Below are 21,206 nucleotides of genomic sequence, written 5' to 3'. Positions count from 1 at the left end.
AGAAAGAGGGCACACGTCTCGATGGTCCGTTCGCTGAAGGCCTGCTGGCGCCTGCTGCATGCGGTAGGGCACGCGCTGGGCGGGTGGTGGACGATCCGCTTCACCTTTCCAAGGCTTTCGCAGGAGGAGCGCAACCTGCGGGTGCAGCAGTGGTCGCGGCGCCTGCTCGAGATCATGGGCGTCACGCTCAAGGTGCAGGGCACGCCGCCCGCCAACGGGCCGGTGCTGCTCATCTGCAACCATCTCTCGTGGCTGGACATCACCGCCATTCATGCCGCCTGCCACGTGCGCTTTGTCTCGAAGGCGGGCGTGAAGCACTGGCCGCTGATCGGCACGATGTCCACCGGCGCCGGTTCGCTCTACATTGAGCGCGAACGCCGGCGCGATGCGTTGCGGGTGGTGCACCACATGACCGAGGCCCTGCAAGGCGGCGACCGCATCGGCGTGTTTCCCGAAGGCACCACCGGCGACGGCCGGGGGCTGCTGCCCTTTCACGCCAACCTGCTGCAGGCCGCCATCTCGTCGGGCGCGCCGGTGCTGCCCGCCGCTCTGCGCTTTGCCGACGCGGCCACCGGAGAAACCAGCCAGGCGCCGCGCTACATCGACGACGACAACCTGCTGACCTCGCTGTGGAACACGCTGCGCGCACCGCCCCTCTTGGCCATCGTTCGCTTCGGCGAGCCGCAGTCTTCGCTGGGCCGCGAGCGCCGCGCCTGGGCGCAGTCGCTGCATGAAGACGTGCAGCAATTGCGCCGCGAAACACACTGAAAGAAACATACCGGGCAAAAAAAGCGCTCCCGAAGGAGCGCTTAACGACGCACGAATGCGCCGTGAGGAGGAACCGCAATGAGAAGCCGCACAAAGGGCGCGGAGCCTTTGCGAGCCTGACTGCAGGTTGAACGCTGCGGCGGCTGCGGCTTGCGGGAGAAATCAGTTCATGCGCGTGGGCAAGTGCCTACATACGTAGGCCGGGCGTCCGCCACGCCGGCGCAGGGCAGTGCCCGCAGTCAGCCGGCCGACTCCTGGCCTTCGCCCTTGCTGCGCTCGCTTTGCTCCATGGTGCCCGAGCGCAGGAGGTCGCCCGCTTCGTCGGCGACCACGGCCTCGCTGAAGTAATAGCCCTGTGCAAGGGTGGTGGAGCCCGTCGAATGCAGAAAGGCGCGCTGCGCTTCCGTCTCCAGCCCCTCGACGATGATGCCGATGCGGGCCTCCCGCGCCAAGTTCATGATGGCGCGAACGGTGGCCGCGCTGTCGGGGTCGTCGATGGCTCGCTTGAGCATCGATTGCGCGATCTTCAGGTGGTTCACGCGGTAGGTCCGCAGGTATTCGAACGACGAATATTCGGTGCCGAAGTCATCGATGGCAATTCGCACGCCGAGCGCCCGCAACTGCGGCAGCACGTCGTTATGGCTCCATGTCATCTGGGCCAGCGTCGACTCGGTCACGTCGAACTCCAGGTCGGAAGGGTTGAGCTGCCACTTCGCAAGGCAGTCGACCACGTCGCGAACCAGCTCGGCGCCTTTTCTGAGCTGGCCGAGCGACAGGTTGATGGCCAGCACGGGCGGCGCCACGCCCTGTTCGCGCCATTGGCTCATCTGACCGCACGCCCGGTCCAGCACCCAGCGGCCCAGCGTGACGATGCTCCCGGTGCGCTCGGCAATGGGCACGAACGCACCCGCGTCGAGCAGGCCGCGTTCGGGGTGGTTCCAGCGCAGCAGCGCTTCCACGCCCACGATCTTTCCGGAAGACAGCTCGACCTGCGGCTGGTAGTAGAGCTCCAGCTCTTCGCGCTCGATCGCCTTCTTCAGGTCTTCCCCCAGCGCCACGCGGTCGCGCACTTCGTGGTCGATTTCTTCGGAGTGGAAGTGGAACTGGTTGCGCCCCTCTTCCTTCGACCGGTAGAGCGCGAGGTCGGCCTGCACGAGCATTTCGTCCGGCCCGGCACTGCCCGCGATGTAGGGGCAAATGCCGATGCTGACGGACACATGCACTTCGTTGCCGCCCAGCATGTAGGGGCGCGCCAGTTCCGCCTGGATCTTCGCGGCCAGGGCGCCCGCGGCCGCGGGCTCGCCCATTTCGCTTTGCAGCACTGCAAACTCGTCGCCGCCCAGGCGGGCCACAACGTCGGTTTCGCGCGTGCAGGTCTTCAAGCGCTGCGCCACTTCTCGCAGCAGCAGGTCGCCGGTCGGATGGCCGTACATGTCGTTGACCGGCTTGAAGTGATCCAGGTCGAGATAGTGCAGCGCAAACGGCATGGAGCCTCGCCGGGCGGCCGCATGGGCCTGGTGCAGGCGTTCGGTGAGGGTGGCGCGGTTTGCGAGCCCGGTCAGCCCGTCGGTGCGCGCCAGCTTCGCGAGCTGCTCTTCCGCCGCCTTGCGCTCCGTGACGTCGATGACGATGCCCTCGACCTCGATGAGCCGGCCTTCCTTGTCGCGGACCGGCACATAGCGGTTTTCCACCCAGCGCCGCCCGCCGTCGCCGGTGCACAGGCGGTATTCGATCGAGGCGCCTTCCGCGTCCTTTTCGAGCACGCGGGCCATCGCGTCGGCAACCCCGGCCTGGTCGGCCGGGTCGATCAGCACGTCTGCCCAATTCGGATTCGCCATCAGGCTGGCCGGATCGTGGCCGAACTTGGTGATGTTGTGCGAGATATAGATCAGCGGGAACGCAGGCTCGCCACGCAGGCGGTAGAGGATGGTGGGGCTGTTCTGCACGATGATGTTGGCGTCCGACAGCTCCCGGGTGCGCTCTTCGACGGCCTGCTCGAGCAGGTTCATCTTGAAGGCGGCGTCTTCCGTCATCTGCCATTTCATCGTGAGTGCGCTGGCCAGCTGGCGCACCTCGATCGGATCGAACGGCTTCTTGAGCACCAGCAGGCGGTCGCGCGCGTCCAGGCGCTCGAACACCTCGACCCACGACTGGTCCGCATAGGCCGTACAGATCACGATCTGCAGGCGCGCGTCGACCCGCCACAGCTGCTCGATCGTCTCCACGCCGTCCCAGCCCGGGGGCATGCGCATGTCGATGAAAGCCATGGCGTAGGGCTCGCCCGCCTCCTGTGCCTCACGCACCTTGGCAAGCGCTTCCTGGCCCTGGTAGGCACTGTCCAGCACAAAGTCCACCGAGGTCTGCCTGGCCGAGGTGCCGAACAGCGCGGCCTCCATGTCGTCCAGGTCCGAGGCCGCGGCTTCCGTCAGGAGGATTTTCCGGAAGTCCTCGTGAATGGCGGGCGTGTCGTCTGCCAGCAGGATGCGCCGGTTCTGCTGTTTGCTCATAGGGCTTCGTTTGCCTTCCTGATCGCAAGTCCGAGCGTGAATGCTGCGCATGTGCGAACCAAATACCTCATGTTGCGGCTCCTTACATGATCAATGCATTAGACACTTCGAGGCGCCGTTTCGCTCGGGTTCAATACCTATTCCGGCCCGCACAGTGGCTGCGAAGAAACATGCGTGTGCATCGGTCTGAGGCGAGCGAATCCGGCCGTCTGGAGCCTCGGTAGGCCAATAGCAGTAGCATGCGCAACTTCAAGCCGGCGGATCGCCCGCCGATGCTGCTCACCGACCAGCGCAATGAACTCCTTTTCGGAATCGAATGCCGTGGACAAGAAAATGCAGGAGCGAAGCACGGAGAGGCGTCAGAAACCGCCTCTGCGCGTCACCGTCAAGGACGCAATGATGAAACGCGACAGCGATGTCGATACAGCGACATCCGCGCTGAGAGCCGCCGCCGACGACGTGACCGCCTGCGTTGCCGACCTGATGCACCTCGTGGCCCCGAAAGGCGCTTCGGCGCCCGTGGACTGGCGCGGCGCCGCCGCCGATCGCATCAACGCTTGCAAGCAGTTCGGCCTCGTCGGTGAAATTCACGATGTGACCTTTCAGCTGCGGGCGCTGCAACGGGCCACCGAGCTGGCCATGCGGCGTGCGCGCCGCCGCGCCGCTGAAGAGACCGCCCGGCGCGAAGGCTCCGGCAGCTGATGAGCACAGCAGCAACACTACTGCGCGAGTGGCTGTAGTGGCGTGCCGGCGCAAGGCGCCCATAATCCGCCTCCTGCGACCACGCCAGAGGCCGCTAAACCTGAAGCTGCGCTCCGATCAATGCGAGCCAGCCACATTCTTTTCTGGCCTCACGGGATGACATCATGAGCGTATTGCAGATGTTTCTACCGGTGTCGGAACCAGCCCGCAGCGAGGCGCTGGAGCAATTGAGAAGAACACACCATCTACCGCGCCACCTCGTACGAGGCATTGGGCGCAGGACGCAAGACGGGCCCGCACCGGTCGCATTCGTCGGCCCGATGCAAAGCCAGCAACAGGCAGCGTCGCCGGCCTTGCGTACGCCGGCCGCGCCGGAATAGCGCTCCGGCATCTCCAACAGTCGTCAGTTGCAGGTGAGGCTTGCGAGGGCCTTGCCCGCGCCAGCCACCGCGGGCAGCTTCTGCTTCACGCAGGCTGGGTCCTGCGCCGCGTACGCGTAGGGAATGGCAACCGGAAAGGTGCCGGTCGTGATCCAGTCGCTCGCGTCGCGCGACGGTGAAGACGAACTGGCCACCCAGGTGATCCCGAAGGTGCTGAAGTCGGCCGGCGCCTTGATGTTGTTGTTGCGCAGTTCCCAGAAGCCGATTGCCGAGCTGTCGCGCGAGGTGACGGGATTCTTCGAGTTCTCGAAGTAGTTGCCTTCGATCAGCGAGAAGCCGCCCATGCGGATGTTGGCGCCCGAGGTGATCACGCCGCTGTACAGGTTGTTGTAGAGATGGGTGTAGCCGCCGCGCTGCAGCGGCAGGCGCGAGCCGACGTTCTCGTAGACGTTGTGATGGAAGGTGATGAAGCGATCGCTGGAATCGCTGTCGCTCGAGCCGATGAGGCCGACCTTGTGATGGTCGTGGATGTGGTTGTACGAATAGGTGATGTGGTGCGCGCCGGCCTTGTTGTCGAGCAGTCCGTCGAACTCCAGGTCGCCAGCGCCCGGGCACTCCTTCAGGCTGCTGAACAGCGTGTTGTGGTCGATCCAGATGTGGCTCGGGAAGTTGCCTCCCTGGCCCTCGATGCCGATCGCATCGATCGAACCCGGCAGCAGGCCGATCGTCATGTTGCGGATGACGATGTTCGTGGCGTCGGCCTTGATGGCCAGCCCGAAGTTGGCCGACGAGTTGTCGGCACCCTCGATCGTGATGTCGCTCTTGTCCTCGATCTCGACGATGGCGCCGGCCGGCCGCTGCCATTGCGTGCATGCGTCGGTGATGCTTGAGAAGTCGAACGTTCCGTTGTATCGGATCACCAGCCCGCCCGTGCCGCTGTAGGCATCGATGGCGGCCTGCATCTGCGCCGAGGTAGAGACCGTGATGGCCGCGGCCTTGCCGCCTCCGGTGACTTCGCCGGCGAATCCGCCGCTAAGGCTGCTCGACGTGGACGCTGGTGCAGGTTCGGAGGAACCGGGGGCAACAGGAGCATCGGGAGTCGAAGGGCCGGAGGGAGTGGAGGAGGGGGCGGAAGGATTGGAGGAGGTGGAGGGAGTCGAGGAGGCAGAGGGAGCGGCAGCAAGAGCGGATGTGGTCAGCACTGCGGGCGAGCCCGATCCACCGCCGCCGCCGCCGCAGGCCACCAGCACAAGCGACGTCAATAAAGCACCCGCGGCACGCGCCCGATGCAATTTCCGGTTTGTCGGCTTCAATTTCTTCATGATTTTTTTGATGAGTCGATGCCCGGCATGAAGGACGGACTGTCCAAGCCGCGGGCAATGTCGATATGCACGCTGCGTGCCGACATTGCATTTCTGTTTCTTCGCGTCGATGCGAGCGCGCTTTGTCAGAAGTGATCGAAATTTCCGCGAACGAGGCCCCTAGCCCGAGGCTGGAACGACATATTTGTCGCGAGATCGCACGGCTTCCTTCGCAAGGTCGATGAACGCGCGCGTCTTTGCGGGGGGAGCGATGTTGCCCGGATAGGCCGCGTAGAGAAACATGCGGCCCGACGCCCAGCCAGGAAAGAGACGAACAAGGCGCCCGGCTTCCACCTCGGCGCGGACGTTTGCCGTACTCGGGAAAAAAGAAATGCCCGCGCCCTGGCGCACCAGTTGCAGCACGGCGTCCGTGCTCGCCGCCGATATCGAGCCGCGCAGCTTCACACGCACCTTTCGGCCGCCGCGCTCGAGATCGATCGACCACGGAGCCGGCAGCAGCGACAGCGCAATCCACTCGTGCCCCGCGAGCTCCGCGGGCTTGCGCGGCGTGCCATGGCGGGCGAGGTAGCTGGGCGCCGCGACAGTCCAAAGCCCGAGTTCCTCGAGCACCACCGCGCGAAGGCCGGAATCGGCCATTGGCCCGATGCGGATCGTGAGATCGAAGTGCTCGGCAATCACATCGAGCTTGCGGTCCGTGGGCACATAGTCCACGCGCATTGCCGGATAGCGTTCGCTATAAGCCGCGATCCAGCTCGCGACCATGCCGGCCGATGCTTGCGGGCTGGTGAGCCGCAACGTACCCGAAGGTTGCGCGTGTCCGGTGCGTGCCCGCTCCATCGCAGCCTCCGCGCCGGCCAGCAGCTCACGGCAGTCGGCGAGAAACGCCGCCCCTGCGTCGGTGATTGCGAGCTTGCGCGTGGATCGCTGCAACAGCTGCGTGCCCAACTCCCGCTCGAGCAACGCCACCGCCTGGCTGACCGCGGACTTGGTCGTGTTCAGCCGCTCGGCGGCGGCGGTGAAGGTGCCGGCCTCGGCCACCGCGACGAAGGCCGCCAGGCGGCCGAAGGAGATGGCGGGAGCCTTCATGCGATTGTTCTCCACAACTGGACAATGAATTCTCCCGCAGGCGCTTTCTGGAAACAACCGCGGCGCGCACCATGGCACCCATCGCAACCTCACCCATGAAGGGAACCGCCATGTATGTACTTCTCGGCTCCAACGGCAACATCACCTCCAAAGTCGCGGCACTGCTGCTCGCAGAAGGGACGGCGGCGGTACGCGTCATCGGCCGCAATGCGGGATCGCTCGCTTCGCTGAAAGCCGCGGGCGCCGACGTCGCAGCTGGCGACATCGCCGATGCGGACTTCCTGGCCCGCGCATTCGCCGGTGCCGCGGCCGTCTACACGATGATCCCTACCGACTATGCAGCGCACGACATGGCCGCCGAGCAGGACCGCCTGGGCGATGCGATCGCGCGGGCAGTTGCCGCGGCCGAAGTGAAACGCGTCGTGAATCTGAGCAGCGTCGGCGCGCATGTGAACTCGGGAACCGGGCCGATCGCGGGCCTGCATCGACAGGAGCGGCGCCTGGACGAACTCGCCGGCGTGGACGTGCTGCACGTGCGGCCCGGCTACTTCTTCGAGAACCACCTGGCCGCGATAGAGATGATCCGCAGCATCGGCGCGTATGCGGACATGACCGCGCCCGATTCGCCGCTGCCGATGGTGGCGACCGCCGATATCGCGCAAGTCATTGCGCGCGAGTTGCGCACGCCCTCGGGCAAGGGCAAGCGCGTGCTCCATCTGCGCGCGCCAAGCCTTTACACGATGAAGGAAGCGACGGCGCTGCTCGGCGAGGCCATCGGCAGGCCGGACCTCGCGTACGTTCAATCCGATCCGGAGCAAGCTAAGGCGGCGCTGATGCAGCAGGGCTTCTCGGCGAGCGCCGCTGCGCAATTGGCGGAAATGAGCGAGGCCTTCTCTTTGGGGCGCCTCGACGGCGAGTACGACAAGGGCCCTACCGAGATCACTCCGACGACGCTCGCGGATTTCGCTGCCAGGGTTTTCAGGCCTGCTTTCGAGGAGACCTGACTTGGTGTGCGGTGGTGCCTTCGACAGGAATCGAACCTGTATCTGAGTCTTAGGAGGACCCCGTTCTATCCATTGAACTACGAAGACGCGGTGGACGGCCCGAACTTTACCAGTTCGCTTGCGCTTCGAACCGCCCCGTGCGTGAGGGCGGCAGCGCTCAGCGCAGGCCGACGCGCGAGGCGTGCCAGCGCAGCACGGCCGCGCGCGCCGGGTCGGACGCTTCGATGCGGTCGGCGCGCGTTTGCAGGGCGCGCATTTCTTCGACCTCGCTGATGATCTTGCCTGGGCTCAGCAAGGCCTGAACGAGCACGCTTGCTTCTTCTGCAAGCGCCTTGAGCGCGCCAGCCAAGCCGCTGCCGAACGTGCTTGCGCTGGACGACCGGTCAAGGGTAGACATAAAGGGAACTCCTGGATCTGGTGAGTGGGATGACCCCTCTATTCTAGGGTTTACCCGAATATGTCCCGGAGCGTGGGAAATAGGGCGCCGAAGGCACCCAGGAGTGGGCCCGGCGCATCACGGTTGCGCAGCTCGTCCAACCACATGGCGCGGGCTAACCCCAAGACAAAATCTTTGAAAAGTTGACCATGGTCAAGCAAGCGACGTTCGTGCTGCGCGCACCATCTGCCCTGTTCGCATCTCGGCTCAGATTCTTTAAAAAATAGAGCACACCCTTACACAGGAGACAACATGATGAAGAACTTCTTTTCGCGTGCCCACGCTTGCCGGGCCAAAGTCTTTACCGCCGCCATGCTGGCACTCGCGGCCACCGCACCAGCCGCAGCATGGGAGCCCGCCAAGCCGGTGGAGTTCGTGATTCCAGCGGGCACCGGCGGAGGCGCCGACCAGATGGGCCGGCTGCTGCAGGGCATCGTCATCAAGTACAAGCTCATGAAAGAGCCGTTGATCGTCGTCAACAAGTCGGGCGGCGCGGGCGCCGAAGGCTTTCTGGCGGTGAAGGAAGCCAAGGGCGATCCGCACAAGATCATCATCTCGCTGTCCAACCTGTTCACCACGCCCATGGCCACCGGCGTGCCCTTCAACTGGAAGGATATGACCCCGGTCGCAATGCTGGCGCTCGACCAGTTCGTGCTGTGGACCAATGCCGAGCAACCGTACAAGAGCGCCGCGGAGTACATCGCGGCAGCCAAGGCGGCGGGACCGAGCAAGTTCAAGATGGCCGGCACCGGCTCCAAGCAGGAAGACCAAATCATCACCGTGGCGCTCGAGAAGGCCACCGGCACCAAGTTCATCTACGTGCCGTTCAAGGGCGGCGGCGAGGTGGCGGTGCAGCTGGTGGGCGGCCATGTGCAGTCGACCGTCAACAACCCGATCGAGGCGGTGGCCCAGTGGCGTGCGGGCAAGCTGCGCGCGCTGTGCGTGTTCGACGACGAGCGCATGCCGTTCAAGGCCAAGGTCACCGAGACGCAGTCGTGGAACGATGTGCCCACCTGCAAGGAAGCCGGCGTTCCCACCAAGTACACGATGCTGCGCGGCATCTTCATGCCTCCGGGCGTCACGCCCGAGCAGCGCGCCTTCTACGTCGACCTTCTGACCAAGATCGCGGCCACGCCCGACTGGAAGGAATACATGGAGAAGGGCGCGTTCAACCCGACGTTCATGACGGGCGAACCCTTCACCAAGTGGCTGACCGAAGCGGAAGCCACCCACCGCACGCTGATGAGCGAAGCCGGTTTCCTGGCCAGCAGCAAGTAGCAGCAATCGAGCGCCCTGCAGCGCTCCTTGCCTGACGACGCGGCCGCCGCGGAAGGGCGGCGGGCGGGGCGCTGCACTCTCGTTTTTTTCTCGGTACATACACACGAACGATGAGGTCTCCATGGAGCACGACGAGAATTCCGAAGGCGCGGCACGCACCGGCGTAGCGACCAATGTGGTCGAGGCGGTGGTGGCGGCGGTCCTGCTGGCAATAGGCCTTGTAGTCATCGTCGAGAGCCAGAGGCTGGGCTCCGGCTGGACCAGCGACGGCCCCGGCTCGGGCTACTTTCCCTTCTACATTGGCGCGATCATCGCGATCTCCGGCGCCGGCATCCTGTACCAGGCGCTGCTCGGCAAAGACAAGAAGACCGAAATCTTCGTCGACTCGGTGCAGCTCAAGCGCGTGCTCTCTGTGCTGCTGCCTGCCATCGTCTACGTGCTTGCCATCTCGTTGCTCGGGCTGTACCTGGCGTCGGCGATCTACATCGCGCTCTTCATGGTGTTGCTCGGCAAGTACTCATGGGTGAAGAGCGTCATCGCGGCACTGGTCGTCAACACGGTTTTCTTCTGCATGTTCGAGGTGTGGTTCAAGGTGCCGCTGTTCAAGGGCGCTCTCGATCCCCTCCGATTCCTCGGCTACTGAATTTCACGGAGCAAACGCGAAATGGAAGAAATCAGCGCCCTGCTGCAGGGCTTCTCGGTGATCCTCACCCCCATGAACATCGGCCTGATGTTCGTCGGCATCATCCTGGGGGTACTGATCGGCGTGCTCCCGGGGCTCGGCGGCGCCAACGGCGTGGCCATCCTGCTGCCCCTCACGTTCACGATGTCGCCCACCTCGGCGATCATCATGCTGTCGTGCATCTACTGGGGGGCGCTGTTCGGCGGTGCCATCACCTCCATTCTGTTCAACATACCGGGCGAGCCGTGGTCGGTGGCCACCACCTTCGACGGCTACCCGATGGCGCAGCAGGGCAATGCGGGCGCGGCGCTCACCACGGCGTTCACCTCGTCGTTCATCGGCGCACTGCTGGCGGTGATCATGATCACCTTCCTCGCGCCGCTGGTGGCCAAGTTCGCGCTGAAGTTCGGCTCGCCCGAATTCTTTGCGGTGTACTTGCTTACCTTCTGCAGCTTCGTGGGCATGGGCAAAGGGTCGCCATTCAAGATCCTGGCATCCATGGCGCTCGGCTTTGCGCTGGCGAGCGTGGGCATGGACACGGTCACGGGCCAGCTGCGGCTGACCTTCGGCCAGCCTGAGCTGATGCGAGGGTTCGACTTCCTCATTGCAGTGATCGGCCTGTTCGGCATCGGCGAAATTCTGCTGTCGATGGAAGAAGGCCTGAAGTTCTCCGGCAAGACCGCGAAGATCGATCCGAAGGTGGTGCTGCAGACCTGGAAGCAGCTGCCGCAGTACTGGGTAACGTCGCTGCGCAGTTCGCTCATCGGCATCTGGATGGGCATCACGCCCGGCGGCGCCACTCCGGCTTCGTTCATGGCCTACGGCCTGGCCAAGAAGATGTCCAAGCGCGGCTCCAAGTTCGGCACCGGGCAAATGGAAGGCGTGGTTGCGCCCGAAACCGCGGCGCACGCCGCAGGCACCAGCGCATTGCTGCCGATGCTGGCGCTGGGCATTCCGGGCTCGCCCACTGCCGCGGTGCTGCTGGGCGGCCTGCTGATCTGGGGCCTGCAGCCGGGCCCGCTGCTCTTCGTCGAGCAGAAGGACTTCGTCTGGGGCCTCATCGCCAGCATGTACCTGGGCAACATCGTCGGCCTCATCGTGGTGCTGAGCACGGTGCCGCTGTTCGCCTCGATCCTGCGCATTCCGTTCTCGATCATCGCGCCGGTGATCATCGTGATCTGCGCCATTGGCGCCTACACGGTGCACAACGCGATGCTCGACATCTGGTTCATGCTCGGCTTCGGCGTGGTGGGGTATCTTTTCAAGAAGCTCGACTTCCCGCTCGCGCCGCTGGTGCTGGCGCTGGTGCTCGGCGACAAGGCCGAAGACTCGTTCCGCCAGGCCATGCTGGTCTCGCAGGGCGACGTGATGATCATGTTCTCGAACCCGCTGGTCGGTGGCATCACCACCCTGGCGCTGGTGCTGCTGTTCTGGCCGCTGATCTCCAAGGTGCTTGCACTGGTCAAGCCCAAGAAGCACGACGAGTTTGCCGTCGAGCGCCCCGTGGACTGACCGGAGAACAACCAACATGCCAGTGATTGCACTCACCCAGGAGATGGGCTCCCTTGCCAAGGACGTGTCGCAGCGCCTTGCCGAGCAGCTCGGGCTCGAGATCATGCGCCACGAGACGATCGAGCGCGTGGCCGACCGCATGCAGGTGCCGACCAGCTTCATCGGCCGCCTGCGCGACGGCAAGGCCGGCTTTGTCGAACGGCTCACGGCCGACAAGCGCAGCCTTGCGCTCTACACGGCCGAAGAACTCTTTGCACTGGCCGACCGCGGCAACGTGGTGCTGCGCGGCTGGGGCGCCACCTGCCTGCTGCGGCCGGTGCCGCACGTGGTGTGCGTACGCATCACGCGCTCGATGAAGAATCGTGTCGCATGGCTGATGGCGCACCTGGAAACCGACGACGCGGAGTTTGCCGAAGCCGAAATCCGGCGCAGCGACGATGCGCACGCGGCGCGCATGCATGCGCAGTTCGGCGTGACATGGGGCGACCCGGTGCTCTACGACCTGGTGCTCAACACAGATCGCATCTCGGTGGACAGCTGCGTGGCGCAGATCCGCGCGCTGGCGGAGCGGCCGGAGTTTGCCGAAACACCGGCCTCGCGCGCGCTCCTGGCCAACATGACGCTTGCGGCGCGCGTGAAGTCGGCGCTGAAGGACAACGAGGCGACCAGCGACATCCGCGTGACCGTCGAGGCCGACCAAGGCAAGGTAAAGCTGAGCGGCATCGTTCTCAACGCGGAAGAACGCGCGCTTACGGAGGACGTGGCCTCCAAGGTGGGCGGCGTAAGCAGCGTGGACAACGCGCTGCGCCTGATGACCGTTCCGCGCCGCTTCGCATCGTCCAAGCAGACCTGAATACCGCGCGCGACTGCGCGCCTGCCTAGATCTTTCCGCGTTTTCGGAGCCGGCTAAGGGTTTCTGCGGAGAGGTTGAGATACGACGCAAGCTCCTTGCTGGGAATGCGGTCTTCCAGCTCGGGGTGCTTGCGCATGAATCGGTGCACGCGCCCGGGTGCGTCGAGCAAATGCAGCGTGATGGTGTGCGCCATGATTTCGCTCATGCCGCGCATCACGCAGTATTCGAACAGCTCCTTGGTCTCGGGGTGGCGGTTCAAGAACGCGATCCACTCCTTCAGCGGGAGGCTGGCCACGCGAGCCTTGGTGACGCACACGATGCCGTAGGGCGTGGGCGTGCCAAGCCGCAGGGCCGCATAGCTCGTTTCCATGTCGTGCGCGTCGGCAAAGCGCAGGATCATTTCCTTGCCCTCGGGGTTGCTCACCACCCGCTTGAGGATGCCGTCGAGGATGAAGTACTGCTCCATCTCCCGCACGCCCTGGTGCAACAGAAAGTCGCCTTTGTTGCCGTCCACGATGACGAGATGGGTTTCCAGCTCGGCGCGTTCGCTCTCGCTCAGGTCCTTGAGAAGGATGTTCTGCCGGAGCTGCGCGCGAATGATGTTTTTCTCCGGATGGTTTTCCAACAAAGTCATGGGGCCCGTCTTGCTCGAATTCGCAACAACAACTTCTGGTTCATCTGGCTGGTGCCGTTTTCCGGAAAGTTGACCGAGGTCAACGCCCGAAAGACATGCCCCGAATCATAGTCCCGGCTCGGGCCTCGGCCATTCACCCAAGCAAGAAGGAGAGACATGTCTTCAGTAAGAACGGATAAAGAGGCATCCACGACCCTCGACGACGCCCTCAAGCCAAAGAACAAGGCTGCCGAAGGCGACGCGGTCGTGCTCGCACTCAAGCAACCCACGGAGGAGGCGCACGACACCACGATCGACGGCTTCCACCTGGTCATCGATGCGCTGAAGCTGAACGATATCGACACGATCTTCGGCTTGCCGGGCATTCCGATCACCGACCTGACGCGGATGGCCCAGGCAGAAGGCCTGCGCGTCATCTCGTTCCGCCACGAGCAGCATGCGGGCAATGCCGCTGCCGCTGCCGGCTTTCTCACGCAAAAGCCGGGCATCTGCCTCACGGTGTCTGCGCCGGGCTTCCTGAACGGCCTGACGGCGCTGGCCAACGCCACCACCAACTGCTTCCCGATGATTCTCATCAGCGGCTCCAGCGAGCGCGAGATCGTCGACCTGCAGCAGGGCGACTACGAAGAGATGGACCAGCTGGCCATCGCCAAGCCGCTGTGCAAGGCTGCCTTCCGCGTGCTGCACGCCGAAGACATCGGCGTGGGCATTGCACGGGCCATCCGCTCGGCCGTGTCGGGCCGCCCCGGCGGCGTGTACCTCGATCTGCCGGCCAAGCTGTTCGCGCAGACCATGGACGCCGAAGCCGGCCGCAGGTCGCTCATCAAGGTGGTCGATCCGGCCCCCCGCCAGATTCCGGCGCCCGATGCGGTTCAGCGCGCGCTCGACCTGCTCAAGGGAGCAAAGAAGCCGCTGATCCTGCTCGGCAAGGGTGCGGCCTATGCACAGGCCGACGCCGACATCCGCGCGCTGATCGAGAAGACCGGCATTCCCTACCTGCCGATGTCGATGGCCAAGGGCCTGCTGCCCGACACGCATGCGCAATCGGCCGCTGCGGCGCGCTCCTATGTGCTGCAAGAGGCCGACGTGGTGATGCTGGTGGGCGCGCGCCTCAACTGGCTGCTCTCGCACGGCAAGGGCAAGACCTGGGGCCAGGAGAAGGGCGCCAAGCAGTTCATCCAGATCGACATCGCACCGACCGAGATCGACAGCAACGTGGCCATTGCCGCACCGGTGATCGGGGACATCGGCTCCTGCGTGGCGGCGCTGCTCGCCGGCGTCGATGCCAAGTGGGCCAAGCCGCCGGCCGAATGGACCGGCGCCATTGCCGAGCGCAAGGACAAGAACCTGTCGAAGATGGCCGTGACGCTGGCCGCGCGGCCTTCGCCGATGAACTTCCACAGCGCGCTGAGCGTGATCCGCGACCAGGTGAAGGCCCGGCCCGACGCCATTGTGGTGAACGAGGGTGCCAACACGCTCGACTTCGCACGCAGCATCGTCGACATGTACGAGCCGCGCAAGCGCCTGGACGTGGGCACGTGGGGAATCATGGGCATCGGTATGGGCTTTGCCGTGGCGGCCGCGGTGGTGACCGACAAGCCGGTGATCGCCATCGAGGGCGACAGCGCCTTCGGCTTCAGCGGCATGGAGGTGGAAACCATCTGCCGCTACAACCTGCCGATCTGCATCGTCGTGTTCAACAACAACGGCGTCTACCGCGGCACCGACGTCAACCCCAGCGGCACGCCCGACGTGGCGCCCACCGTTTTCGTGAAGAACGCGCGCTACGACAAGCTGATGGAAGCCTTCGGCGGCGTGGGTGTCAACGCCACCACCGCGGACGAACTGCAGAAGGCGCTGGCCGAAGCCGTGGCTTCCCGCCGCCCCACGCTCATCAACGCCGTGATCGACGAGACCGCCGGCACCGAGAGCGGCCGCATCACCAGCCTCAATCCGGCCACGGCCAAGAAGAAGTAATCCGTTCATTCAATCAGGAGATCGCAGCAATGAGCAGCAACAACAAACCCCTCAACGGCATCAAGATCATCGACTTCACCCACGTGCAGGCGGGTCCGGCATGCACGCAGATGCTGGCCTGGTTCGGCGCCGACGTGATCAAGGTCGAGCGCCCGGGTGCCGGCGACGTCACGCGCAGCCAGCTGCGCGACATCCCGAATGTCGACGCGCTGTACTTCACCATGCTCAACAGCAACAAGCGTTCGATCACGCTGGACACCAAGAAGCCCGAGGGCAAGGCGGTGCTGGAAAAGCTGATCCGCGAATCCGACGTGCTGGTGGAAAACTTCGGCCCCGGTGCACTCGACCGCATGGGCTTTACCTGGGCGCGCATCCAGGAACTGAACCCCAAGATGATCGTCGCCTCGGTCAAGGGCTTCAGCGACGGCCACCACTACGAAGACCTGAAGGTGTACGAGAACGTGGCGCAGTGCGCGGGCGGCGCGGCCTCCACCACCGGCTGGTGGAAGGGTGAAAACTCGGTGCCCACCATTTCGGCGGCCGCACTGGGCGACTCCAACACCGGCATGCACCTGGCCATCGGCATCCTGACGGCCATCATCGGCCGCCAGCAAACGGGCAAGGGCCAGAAGGTGGCTTGCTCCATGCAGGACGCCGTGCTCAACCTGTGCCGCGTGAAGATGCGCGACCAGCAGCGCCTGGACAGCGTGGGCTACCTGGAGGAATACCCCCAGTACCCGCACGAGATGGACGCCTTCAAGGACAAGGTGGTGCCGCGCGGCGGCAATGCCGGCGGCGGCGGACAGCCGGGCTGGATTTTGAAGTGCAAGGGTTGGCAGACCGATCCCAACGCCTACATCTACTTCACGGTGCAGGGCCACGCCTGGGACCCGATCTGCGACGCGCTCGGCAAGCCCGAGTGGAAGACCGACCCGGACTACATGACCCCCAAGGCCCGCCAGCCGCACATCGACCAGATCTTCGCGACCATCGAGGACTTCATCAAGGACAAGACCAAGTTCGAGGCGGTGGACATCTTCCGCAAGCACGACATTCCTTGCGCCCCGGTGCTGTCGATGAAGGAACTGCTGCACGACGAGTCGCTGCGCAAGAGCGGCTCCATCGTCGAAGTGCCGCACAAGGAGCGCGGCAGCTACTGGACCATCGGCAGCCCGATCAAGTTCTCGGACCTCAAGCCCGAGGTCACCGCCTCGCCGCTGCTGGGCGAGCACACTGAAGAGGTGCTGGCGGAGCTGGGCTACACCAAGGAACAGATCGACAATCTCAAGGAATCCAAGGCCGTGTAGCGGCTCCCCCGGTTTCGTCCGCTCCAGGAGCGGGCGAAACCGGGAATCGACATGAAGCGCCAGAGGTAAACATGCAAGCGAACGTTGATTTCAAGCAGCTCGTCGAAGGCGCCGGCGACGCGATCATGGTGTGCGATGCGAAAGGAGCGATCACGCTCTGGAACCGCGCCGCCGAGCGGATCTTCGGCTTTACCGAAGCCGAGGCACTGGGCCAGTCGCTCGACATGATCATTCCCCAGAGGCAGCGCCAGCGGCACTGGGACGGTTACCACAAGACCATGGAAACCGGCATCACCAAGTATGGAGCCGACCTGCTGCGCGTACCCGCGCTGCACAAGGACGGGCACACGCTGTCGATCGCCTTCACGGTGTCGATGCTGTTCTCGGAGGATCGCGAGGTCACGGGCATCGTTGCCATCGTGCGAGACGAAACCGCCCGCTTTGCCGAAGAGCGTAAATTGCGCGCTCGACTGCAAGAAGCAGAGACCACGATCAAAGGAGACAGCTGATGAGCAAGGCACTTGAGGGCGTTCGCATTCTCGACTTCACCCATGTCCAGTCCGGCCCCACCTGCACCCAGCTGCTGGCGTGGTTCGGCGCCGACGTGATCAAGGTGGAGCGCGCCGGCGAAGGCGATGCAACGCGCGCACAGCTGCGCGACATTCCCGGTGTGGACAGCCTCTACTTCACGATGCTGAACCACAACAAGCGCTCGATCACGCTGGACACCAAGAAGCCGAAGGGCAAGCAGGTGCTCGACTCGCTGATCAAGACCTGCGACGTGCTAGTGGAGAACTTCGCACCCGGCGCGCTCGACCGCATGGGCATTACCTGGGCCCACATCCAGGAGCTCAACCCGCGCATGATCGTGGCCTCCGTCAAGGGCTTTGGCCCCGGCAAGTACGAGCACTGCAAGGTGTACGAGAACGTGGCGCAGTGCGCGGGCGGCGCGGCGTCGACCACCGGCTTCGAAGACGGCCCGCCTGTTGTCACGGGCGCGCAGATCGGCGACAGCGGCACCGGCCTGCACCTGGCGCTGGGCATCATGGCGGCGCTGTACCAGCGCAACAGCACGGGCCGCGGCCAGCAGGTGCTCGCGCCCATGCAGGACGCAGTGCTGAACCTCTGCCGCGTGAAGATGCGCGACCAGCAGCGCCTGGAGCGCACCGGCACCATGCACGAGTACCCGCAGTACCCCGACGGCAAGTTCGGCGACGCGGTGCCGCGTGCGGGCAATGCATCGGGCGGCGGCCAGCCGGGCTCCATTCTCAAGTGCAAGGGCTGGGAGACCGACCCCAACGCGTACATCTACTTCATCACCCAAGGGGCGGTGTGGCCCGCGGTGTGCAAGGTCATCGGCGAAGAAGGCTGGATTACCGACGAGGCCTATGCCACGCCGGCGGCGCGCCTGCTGCACCTGAAGCCGATCTTCGCGCGCATCGAGCAATGGACCATGACCAAGGACAAGTTCGAGGCCATGGACATCCTCAACCAGTACGACATTCCGTGCGGCCCGATTCTCTCGATGAAGGAAATCGCCGCCGACGAATCGCTGCGCGAGACCGGCACCATCGTCGAGGTGGACCACCCCACCCGCGGCAAGTACCTGACGGTGGGCAACCCGATCAAGATGTCCGACAGCCGGACCGAAGTGACGCGCTCGCCGCTTCTCGGCGAGCACACAGAAGAAGTGCTGACGCAGCTCGGCTACACGGCGGGCGACGTTGCGGCGCTGCGCGCCGAAGGCGTGATTTGAGCCTGAGCTGAAGAAACGCTGTTTTTGAAGGCCGGGGAAATCGCGGGTGCAAATTCATCCGCAGTGGGAATTCGCGGCCATCTATGTATAACTTATGGCAAATGCATTCAATAAAATAGTTTAACTATTATTTATCGATCATCGAATCTACATTTTGATCATGCCGACACGCAAAACATTTGCCGCCCGGCGCTCAATATCTAGGAGAAATTTCATGATCGATGATTTGCCGGTTCAATATTGGAGCAGTGAAACGGAACGCAATGCGTACAACGCGGCGTTCTACGAGTTGGGTTTTCGCTGGCATTGGGACCGCGAAATCTACTGCCAGCTGCTGCGCCAGAGCCAGGACGGCATTGAGCGCGTCTGCAATTACCTGAATACCCACCAGCCGCATCTTCTGCGCGCCTACGACGCCAAATTCTTGGCCGAGGTGATCGAGCAGAAGAAGGAAAAGCATCAAAAGCGGGAGCTCGAAGCGGGCGCCATGAAAAAGCGCTATTTCAATTGGGCCGAAAGCCGCGGCGCCGAGCTCGGCGCCTGAAATTGCCATGAATATCCACGAATACCAAGGCAAGGACGTATTGCGCAAATACGGCGTGCCCACGCCGCGTGGATATGCATGCTTTTCGCCCGACGAGGCAGCCGACGCCGCCGCGCGGCTCGGTGGCAGGGCCTGGGTGGTCAAGGCGCAAATTCATGCCGGCGGCCGCGGCAAGGGCGGCGGCGTCCGGCTGGCCTGGTCGCCCGCCGAAGTGCGGCGCCACGCGAGCGAGCTGTTGGGCATGACCTTGAAAACGCACCAGACCGGCCCCGAAGGCCGCTTGGTCAAGCGCCTGCTGGTCGAGGAGAGCGTCGAGATCGAGAAGGAGTTCTATCTCGGCATGGTGGTCGACCGGGAATCGCGCCGCGTTGCGCTGATGGCGTCGAGCGAAGGCGGCATGGACATCGAAGAGGTCGCGGCGCGCACCCCGGAAAAAATCCGCAAGCTGTTCATCGACCCCGCCACCGGCGTGAAGGTGGCCGAGGCGGACGGCCTGGCGCGCGATATCGGCTTTTCCGGAAAGTCGATGCTGCAGGTGCGCACGCTGGTGCAAAGCCTCTACCAGGCCTTCGACGCCTGCGACGCATCGCTGGCAGAGATCAACCCGCTGGTGCTGACGCGCGACGGCCGCGTGATGGCGCTGGACGCCAAGTTCAACTTCGATCCCAACGCGCTCTTCCGCCAACCGGAGATCGCCGCGATGCGCGACTTCGACGAGGAAGACCCGGCCGAGGTGGAAGCTTCGAGGTTCGATCTTTCCTATATTCCGCTCGAGGGCGACATCGGCTGCCTGGTGAATGGCGCAGGGCTGGCAATGGCCACGATGGACGCGATCAAGCTCTACGGCGGATCGCCGGCCAATTTTCTGGACGTGGGCGGTGGCGCCACGGCCGAGAAGGTGACAGAAGCCTTCAAGCTGATGCTGCGCAATCCGAACCTACGAGCCATCCTGGTCAACATCTTCGGCGGCATCATGAAATGCGACGTGATTGCGCGCGGCATCATCGCCGCGGCGCGCGAGGTCGAGCTGTCCGTGCCGCTCGTGGTGCGCATGAAGGGCACCAACGAGACCCTCGGCCGGACCATCCTCGGGCAGTCAGGGCTTCCGATCATTTCTGCCAACGACATGGCGGATGCGGCTCAGACGGTTGTGGCTGCGGCTCGTCGGGGGGCTCGATGAAGGCTCGCTGCTCGATTTGCCGAGTCGTGCATTCAGGGCGGCGCTCCCGCCGACGGGGTACCTTGCTCCGCGAATGTCCCCCGGGGCTGCGCCCCTCCTCCTTTATTTCGCTGCGCAAGGCACCCCATCGACGGGCGCGTCATACGCGCCGGTCGTTGATCAGCGGTGCACCAGCAGCGTGCCCCGGTGCACAGGGCATCGGGTGCTCCCCGCAGCGAAATAAAGGAGGAGGCCGCAGGCCGGGGGACATTCGCGGAGGGGAGTACCCGGTGGCCTTTGCACCCGCCCTGAACAACAGCGCCAAAGAACAGCAACTGCGCCAAGAACAAGAGACGGAGAGCTGAGACATGTCGATCCTGATCAACAAGCACACACGCGTGATCACCCAAGGTATCACCGGCAAGACAGGACAGTTCCACACTGCCATGTGCCGCGACTACGGCCACGGCCAGAAATGCTTCGTCGCCGGAGTCAACCCCAACAAGGCAGGCAAGACCTTCGACGGTATTCCCGTGTTCGGCACCGTGAAAGAAGCCAAGGCCGAAACCGGCGCCACCGTCTCCGTCATCTATGTGCCGCCGCCGTTCGCCGCAGCAGCCATCGACGAGGCCGTCGATGCCGGGCTCGATCTTGTCGTGTGCATCACCGAAGGCATTCCGGTGCGCGACATGATCCGCACGCGACACCGCATGGAAGGTAGCAAGACCTTGCTGCTGGGCCCCAATTGCCCCGGTCTCATCACGCCCGACGAAATCAAGATCGGGATCATGCCCGGCCACATCCACCAGAAGGGCCGCATCGGCGTCGTGTCTCGTTCGGGCACGCTCACCTACGAGGCCGCGAGCCAGCTTGCGAGCTTCGGCATCGGGCAGTCGACCGTCGTCGGCATCGGCGGCGACCCCGTCGGCGGGCTTCGGCACATCGATGTGCTGAAGATGTTCAACGACGATCCTCGCACCGACGCCGTGATCATGGTCGGCGAAATCGGCGGCAACGACGAAGAGATCTGCGCGCGCTGGATCAAGGACCACATGCAAAAGCCCGTGGTCGGCTTCATTGCCGGTGCCAGCGCACCGCCCGGCAAGCGCATGGGCCATGCGGGCGCCATCGTGTCCGGTGGCAAGGGCACCGCGCAGGAAAAGCTCGCGGTCATGAAGGAGTGCGGCATTCACGTGACCGACAACCCCGCCGAAATGGGAAAGCTGCTCGCGTCGCTCGTGGTCCCCGACTACCTGCCTTTCGACTGAGCCCTGAAAAAACCACTCCAACAGAAACCAA

General features: G+C 64.2%; 20 protein-coding genes and 1 tRNA gene. 15 read left to right on the top strand and 6 right to left on the bottom strand.

Features of this window, described 5'->3' with window-relative positions; all coding sequences use genetic code 11:
• Positions 1-21: 21 nt before the first annotated feature.
• Complete coding sequence (locus tag GOQ09_RS22675; protein ID WP_157615940.1) at positions 22-768, top strand: lysophospholipid acyltransferase family protein; 747 nt, start codon at positions 22-24, stop codon at positions 766-768.
• Positions 769-1,007: 239 nt separating this feature from the next.
• Here GOQ09_RS22675 and GOQ09_RS22670 read toward each other — a convergent pair whose 3' ends face one another.
• A complete protein-coding gene (locus tag GOQ09_RS22670; protein ID WP_157615938.1) occupies positions 1,008-3,275 on the bottom strand; it encodes an EAL domain-containing protein in 2,268 nt (755 codons plus the stop codon).
• 321 nt (positions 3,276-3,596) lie between these two features.
• Here GOQ09_RS22670 and GOQ09_RS22665 point away from each other — a divergent pair, with 321 nt between their 5' ends.
• A complete protein-coding gene (locus GOQ09_RS22665; RefSeq protein WP_157615936.1) occupies positions 3,597-3,977 on the top strand; it encodes a hypothetical protein in 381 nt (126 codons plus the stop codon).
• Between the two features lie 403 nt (positions 3,978-4,380).
• Here the strand turns inward: GOQ09_RS22665 and GOQ09_RS22660 are convergent, their stop codons facing one another.
• Complete coding sequence (locus GOQ09_RS22660) at positions 4,381-5,619, bottom strand: pectate lyase family protein (RefSeq protein WP_207309887.1); 1,239 nt, start codon at positions 5,617-5,619, stop codon at positions 4,381-4,383.
• 24 nt (positions 5,620-5,643) lie between these two features.
• Between GOQ09_RS22660 and GOQ09_RS22655 the strand changes: the two genes are divergently transcribed.
• Entirely contained in the window at positions 5,644-5,814 is a 171-nt protein-coding gene (locus GOQ09_RS22655) for a hypothetical protein (protein ID WP_157615935.1), read from the top strand.
• Between the two features lie 24 nt (positions 5,815-5,838).
• Here GOQ09_RS22655 and GOQ09_RS22650 read toward each other — a convergent pair whose 3' ends face one another.
• Positions 5,839-6,765, bottom strand: coding sequence for a LysR family transcriptional regulator (locus tag GOQ09_RS22650; protein WP_157615934.1), 927 nt, complete (start codon positions 6,763-6,765; stop codon positions 5,839-5,841).
• 110 nt (positions 6,766-6,875) lie between these two features.
• On the opposite strand from GOQ09_RS22650, the gene GOQ09_RS22645 reads away from it, so the two are divergent.
• Positions 6,876-7,769 (top strand): NAD(P)H-binding protein, encoded by an 894-nt coding sequence (locus GOQ09_RS22645; RefSeq protein ID WP_157615933.1) that lies wholly within the window; start codon positions 6,876-6,878, stop codon positions 7,767-7,769.
• Between the two features lie 12 nt (positions 7,770-7,781).
• Here the strand turns inward: GOQ09_RS22645 and GOQ09_RS22640 are convergent.
• Positions 7,782-7,856 (bottom strand) — tRNA-Arg (locus GOQ09_RS22640).
• 70 nt (positions 7,857-7,926) lie between these two features.
• Complete coding sequence (locus tag GOQ09_RS22635; RefSeq protein WP_126749368.1) at positions 7,927-8,166, bottom strand: hypothetical protein; 240 nt, start codon at positions 8,164-8,166, stop codon at positions 7,927-7,929.
• Positions 8,167-8,460: 294 nt separating this feature from the next.
• Here GOQ09_RS22635 and GOQ09_RS22630 point away from each other — a divergent pair, with 294 nt between their 5' ends.
• The 4 genes from GOQ09_RS22630 (at position 8,461) to GOQ09_RS22615 (ending at position 12,530) form a co-directional block, all read left to right on the top strand.
• Positions 8,461-9,483 (top strand): Bug family tripartite tricarboxylate transporter substrate binding protein, encoded by a 1,023-nt coding sequence (locus GOQ09_RS22630; RefSeq protein WP_431769317.1) that lies wholly within the window; start codon positions 8,461-8,463, stop codon positions 9,481-9,483.
• A gap of 121 nt (positions 9,484-9,604) precedes the next feature.
• Complete coding sequence (locus GOQ09_RS22625) at positions 9,605-10,126, top strand: tripartite tricarboxylate transporter TctB family protein (protein ID WP_157615930.1); 522 nt, start codon at positions 9,605-9,607, stop codon at positions 10,124-10,126.
• Between the two features lie 21 nt (positions 10,127-10,147).
• The gene (locus GOQ09_RS22620) at positions 10,148-11,677 is read left to right on the top strand and encodes a tripartite tricarboxylate transporter permease (RefSeq protein WP_157615928.1); all 1,530 of its coding nucleotides are present in this window, start codon (positions 10,148-10,150) and stop codon (positions 11,675-11,677) included.
• Positions 11,678-11,693: 16 nt separating this feature from the next.
• A complete protein-coding gene (locus GOQ09_RS22615) occupies positions 11,694-12,530 on the top strand; it encodes a cytidylate kinase family protein (RefSeq protein ID WP_157615926.1) in 837 nt (278 codons plus the stop codon).
• Positions 12,531-12,555: 25 nt separating this feature from the next.
• On the opposite strand, the gene GOQ09_RS22610 is transcribed toward GOQ09_RS22615, so the two are convergent.
• A complete protein-coding gene (locus tag GOQ09_RS22610) occupies positions 12,556-13,164 on the bottom strand; it encodes a Crp/Fnr family transcriptional regulator (protein WP_157615924.1) in 609 nt (202 codons plus the stop codon).
• A 156-nt stretch (positions 13,165-13,320) separates the two neighbouring features.
• Between GOQ09_RS22610 and oxc the strand changes: the two genes are divergently transcribed.
• The 7 genes from oxc to sucD all read left to right on the top strand — a co-directional run bounded on the left by oxc (position 13,321) and on the right by sucD (position 21,175).
• A complete protein-coding gene (oxc, locus tag GOQ09_RS22605; protein WP_157615922.1) occupies positions 13,321-15,141 on the top strand; it encodes an oxalyl-CoA decarboxylase in 1,821 nt (606 codons plus the stop codon).
• A gap of 29 nt (positions 15,142-15,170) precedes the next feature.
• The gene (gene frc / locus GOQ09_RS22600) at positions 15,171-16,448 is read left to right on the top strand and encodes a formyl-CoA transferase (RefSeq protein WP_157615920.1); all 1,278 of its coding nucleotides are present in this window, start codon (positions 15,171-15,173) and stop codon (positions 16,446-16,448) included.
• A gap of 71 nt (positions 16,449-16,519) precedes the next feature.
• Complete coding sequence (locus GOQ09_RS22595) at positions 16,520-16,957, top strand: PAS domain-containing protein (RefSeq protein ID WP_157615917.1); 438 nt, start codon at positions 16,520-16,522, stop codon at positions 16,955-16,957.
• Entirely contained in the window at positions 16,957-18,204 is a 1,248-nt protein-coding gene (gene frc, locus GOQ09_RS22590) for a formyl-CoA transferase (RefSeq protein WP_157615915.1), read from the top strand. The genes GOQ09_RS22595 and frc (GOQ09_RS22590) overlap by 1 nt, the downstream gene beginning before the upstream one ends.
• A 214-nt stretch (positions 18,205-18,418) precedes the next feature.
• On the top strand, positions 18,419-18,748 hold the full coding sequence (locus GOQ09_RS22585) for a hypothetical protein (protein ID WP_157615913.1): 330 nt from the start codon (positions 18,419-18,421) through the stop codon (positions 18,746-18,748).
• Between the two features lie 7 nt (positions 18,749-18,755).
• Positions 18,756-19,928: an ADP-forming succinate--CoA ligase subunit beta gene (gene sucC, locus GOQ09_RS22580; RefSeq protein WP_157615911.1), complete on the top strand. Its 1,173-nt coding sequence runs from the start codon at positions 18,756-18,758 to the stop codon at positions 19,926-19,928.
• Between the two features lie 347 nt (positions 19,929-20,275).
• A complete protein-coding gene (gene sucD, locus GOQ09_RS22575; RefSeq protein ID WP_157615909.1) occupies positions 20,276-21,175 on the top strand; it encodes a succinate--CoA ligase subunit alpha in 900 nt (299 codons plus the stop codon).
• Positions 21,176-21,206: the final 31 nt, after the last annotated feature.

Origin of the sequence: Variovorax paradoxus (assembly GCF_009755665.1) — a bacterium.
GTDB classification, from domain to species: domain Bacteria; phylum Pseudomonadota; class Gammaproteobacteria; order Burkholderiales; family Burkholderiaceae_C; genus Variovorax; species Variovorax paradoxus_G.
The sequence above is the reverse complement of the archived record's forward strand: the minus strand, read 5'-3'. Positions and strand labels throughout refer to the sequence as shown.